The sequence below is a fragment of the Noviherbaspirillum suwonense genome, assembly GCF_900182955.1.
Lineage (GTDB): Bacteria > Pseudomonadota > Gammaproteobacteria > Burkholderiales > Burkholderiaceae_D > Noviherbaspirillum_A > Noviherbaspirillum_A suwonense.
In genome coordinates, this window is sequence record NZ_FXUL01000056.1 from 1 (window position 1) to 3663 (window position 3663).

The following is a 3663-nucleotide window of genomic DNA, read 5'->3' on the forward strand; positions in this document are numbered from 1 at the left end:
AGCGATGAAGGCCTGGCTGCGGCTGAACAGCATACGTATCCGGCTATCTGTATGCTTGGGCCGTTGAATATTATTGGTACTCGATGACGCTCGCACCACTCATCACAGAGTCGGTGACTGGAGCTAGTCCGATATACATTGTATTCCGGACGTTCGGCTAAGTAATCCGACAGGCTGCAAAGGGTCGAACCCGGTCCTTCACGAACGCCTGCGCTGGCTAACGTATTATTTGCTTACTTGCTCAAGGTTTCTGGACTCTTCGAGGCCAAGCGAGTTCTGTTGCATCATGCTGTCCAATTGCCGAGCTTGAAATATTTCCGCAAGAACGTTCAGCGGCACCGCTCCAACCAGCCGTTTAACAACGTCAGCTTTTTCTTGCTCCCCAAGCCGTCTTTGAACGGACCGGTTAGTTAACTGAGAAAAAACCTCGATAGCTTGTCCGGATCTACTGTCGCAAGCAACGAATTACGTGCCCTTTTCCGCGTGGCAGTCATGGTTTGACCTCCCATTCAAACATTGTTGTTTCATGATTGCGTAACTTGTCGGTGACCTTCGAGAACTTGTTCTCTCCGAGTGCTTTGGTCAGATCGCAATCGAGGCTTTTTACATACAAGGTCAAGCCGATCAAGGCTAAGTAGGCATTTCCCAGATCAATTTAGCCGTTTTCGAAAAATCTTTTGCCATAGTCTGACGCCCCCAATTACGCCGTTCTCCTCCAGTCGTCACAAAAGTTATCTGGTCGTCCATATCATCGCTATAACGCCAGACTTCACGGAGTTCCTCAAGCTTCCAATTGTTTGTTTGATTGATGCGCTTAGGACTAAGAAGCTGTACCGCAAGAATGAGTAGCCGCGGGTCTTCGTTGGCCTGCTTGCAAATATTAATCAGATCATCCAAGAAGTAGACGATAACAGTCTCACCCATCAATATGCGCCCCTCTTTTAATTGATATTCAATGACATAGTATGGATCTTGTAGCTCAATCGTCATCCTTCGCCATGTCATCACTTCATCCCCGGCACCGAACGATACAGGGCCAACAAACTTATCTCTAACTGTGGTTGTAAGCATTGCAACTATTCCCAAAATGAACACTATAGATTGTAGCCCTTTAGCGCTCAAAATGAGTAGATCCCATTTTTTAAGTGGGAGACTAGATGAGTTTGCGGGCTGGGTTAGCAAAGGCATTGGCCAGTGCAAGAAAGTCCAAGGGAATACCCCAAGAGGGTTTTTCCGCGATTTCGAGCCGCACTTATGTCAGCACCTTAGAGCGAGGCCTAAAATCACCTACGGTTGATAAGCTGGATGGACTTTGCCACATCCTCGATGTTCACCCAGTTTCGCTGCTATTTGCCGCCTATGTACTGGCTGGTTCTAGTGAACCAGAAGAGCTTCAACGGACGATTGCAAAAGAAGTCGATCAAATTCTCAAATTTGCTACGGAACGCGGTCAAGTTTAGGAAGGGCTAAAGCGCACGACTTACGCGTGTAGCGCAATAATGTGACGTGGAACGCGGTCGTGAGCATCCATATTGGAGAATCACAGTTGTCTAGTCAGGGTCTAGTACAGTTGCTGAGCATCAACACGCGCTGACGAAAAGTCAAAGATCTTTGAAAATCGCTGGGTGTCTTAGCGAATTCTTGAATCACCGACTTGCTGGGCGTGAGCCGTTCCGGGCTTTATAAAACCAGGCGGCGTGTAAGTGAGCCAGGCATACGCGCGGTTTTCGCGGCAAGCTACCAGAGCTATGGCAGTCGCCGTCTAGTGACGGCGCTGGTGAATCGCGGCGTCAGTGTCGGTCGGTTCAAAGTTCACAGTCTAATGCGTCGGGCAGGCTTGAAACCCATGTGGAAGCACAAGTTCGTCCACACCAACAGCAACCATGAGTTGCCGATTGCTGACAATGTGCTGACCGCCACTTCAATCCGGGCAGCACCAAGCAAGGCTTACGTGCCTGACATTACGTACATTCATTCGCATTGGTGCTGACTGTACCTGACAATGTTGATCGACCTGCTCTCGCGCAAGGTGGTTGGCTGGGCCATGGCGCCAAGCATGCCCGCCAAACTGGTCTGCGACGCCTTGCACATGGCACTTCAATAGCGCCGACCTGCAACTGGGTTGTAAGCGCACGGCAATCCCATCTTGACGATGGGATGACGGTGGCGTAGAAGCGCCATTGCGTCGGGGACCAGCGATGCGGGAACTTGACTGCCTCGGCCTTGAATACAGCGCTATGCCGCAGGCGCCGCACTGGCTTGACTTCCCTGTTCTCTTCCATGGTGTACACGTGTCCACTTAAGTCTTGGTGGACAGGATGCTCTCTCGACACCGTGCATCACTTCAAGATGGGATGGCCACGCCCTTACACTGGGTTGATCGTTCATCCGGACTGTGGCAGCCAAGCCGGATGCAAGCGTCTAATATCAAGCCCTATAAACAGCAATGGGCTTCAGCTGCAGCATGAGCCGCAAGAGAAATTTCTGGGAGTCAGGAGCACGTCTCTGACGCTGTTGCTGAACACATCTTCCTGAATCTTAAAATGGAGCGCGTATGGCAACGCGACTATGCCAACCACAGCGAAGCCCGGATTGACATCTCCAACCACATCGTCGGCCTCTACAACAGCCAACGTCTGCATTCAGTTCTGGGCAACCTGCCGCCTTCCACCTACGAGCGGAAAATGGCAGGACCAAAACCTATTGATGTCTCCGAAATTACTTAATCACCACAGAGCAAGCTGGAGCGCCGGCATCTGGGTAGCACTTAGCAAGGACCTGATGCCACTCATTTGCTGCGAATCCAGTCTCTTTCCATAAGAGCAATACGCTCTTTTAGAGCTCGATTCTCGTCCTCAAGCGTTTGAACTCTATTTTCCTTCAGCTTTTTATGGCGCTTCACTATTCTGCTCAATCGCTTGTTGATATATGGCTTTAGCGACTCCGGATTGCTATGCCCCATTTTAAATGCGACCGTTGTTGCTATTGAAATCTCACTAGTATCAAGCCCAAGCTCCAAACGATGAAGAATTTCCTCATCTATCAAATCATTTGCAAACTTTCTCCTAAAACTATGAATATTTGCTCCTCTAGGGCATCCCAAGACCTTAAATGCATCACCGAAGATCTGAGAAATTGTCTGGTTCTCCAGTGGCTCCCCGCCCTGTTCCGAAATGAAAACCCGATTTTGCGTGCGGGACTCGCTCCACCCCTTATGAGAAAGAAACTGCTTTCGCTCAGCTGTAATGAACTCTGCTACCCGAAACGCCAATCGGAACGGAATCTCGAATTGGCGTTGATAGCCAAATTTTTGCGACGGCGGAATCACGATAAAGTCGTCGTGGTTAGAATCCAAAAAGTCTAGCCGTGAAAACTGATCGCATGTGAGTGAATTGATTGCACCACGGCGCCAGCTGACCTCACATGCCAGGTCCATCATCAAGATGTTTCGCTGCGCAGCGTGCTGTGATGCTTGAAGAAGGAAATTTTCAGCAATCTGCTGGACATCGTTTTCAGTAGCCTCGTACTGCGTACGGCCGCCATTCTTCTGGTCCTTCTTAAAGAGCTTTGATCCTGCCTCGGTTTCACGTACAGCAGGTTATGCAGCTTTCAACATGTTTTCAACCTCCATCGGAGTACGGTAGCCAATGGAAGAATGAAGGC

Annotated in this window: 5 protein-coding genes; 3 read left to right on the top strand and 2 right to left on the bottom strand. The window is 49.8% G+C overall.

The window, feature by feature from the left end; all coding sequences use genetic code 11:
* Window positions 1-630: 630 nt before the first annotated feature.
* Complete coding sequence (locus QOL82_RS28960; protein ID WP_283445790.1) at window positions 631-1071, bottom strand: hypothetical protein; 441 nt, start codon at window positions 1069-1071, stop codon at window positions 631-633.
* A gap of 86 nt (window positions 1072-1157) precedes the next feature.
* Here QOL82_RS28960 and QOL82_RS28965 point away from each other — a divergent pair, with 86 nt between their 5' ends.
* The 3 genes from QOL82_RS28965 to QOL82_RS28970 all read left to right on the top strand — a co-directional run bounded on the left by QOL82_RS28965 (window position 1158) and on the right by QOL82_RS28970 (window position 2726).
* Window positions 1158-1460 (top strand): helix-turn-helix domain-containing protein, encoded by a 303-nt coding sequence (locus QOL82_RS28965; RefSeq protein ID WP_283445791.1) that lies wholly within the window; start codon window positions 1158-1160, stop codon window positions 1458-1460.
* A 203-nt stretch (window positions 1461-1663) separates the two neighbouring features.
* The gene (locus QOL82_RS29350; protein ID WP_430438571.1) at window positions 1664-1990 is read left to right on the top strand and encodes an IS3 family transposase; all 327 of its coding nucleotides are present in this window, start codon (window positions 1664-1666) and stop codon (window positions 1988-1990) included.
* 553 nt (window positions 1991-2543) lie between these two features.
* Entirely contained in the window at window positions 2544-2726 is a 183-nt protein-coding gene (locus tag QOL82_RS28970) for a hypothetical protein (protein WP_488158816.1), read from the top strand.
* 62 nt (window positions 2727-2788) lie between these two features.
* On the opposite strand, the gene QOL82_RS28975 is transcribed toward QOL82_RS28970, so the two are convergent.
* Window positions 2789-3442, bottom strand: a complete 654-nt coding sequence (locus tag QOL82_RS28975; protein WP_283445792.1) for a site-specific integrase — start codon at window positions 3440-3442, stop codon at window positions 2789-2791.
* Window positions 3443-3663: the final 221 nt, after the last annotated feature.

Coding starts and splice junctions, on each gene's coding strand:
- QOL82_RS28960 (WP_283445790.1), bottom strand. CDS start 1,071: ATGCTTACAACCACAGTTAGAGATAAGTTTGTTGGCCCTGTATCGTTC.
- QOL82_RS28965 (WP_283445791.1), top strand. CDS start 1,158: ATGAGTTTGCGGGCTGGGTTAGCAAAGGCATTGGCCAGTGCAAGAAAG.
- QOL82_RS28970 (WP_488158816.1), top strand. CDS start 2,544: ATGGAGCGCGTATGGCAACGCGACTATGCCAACCACAGCGAAGCCCGG.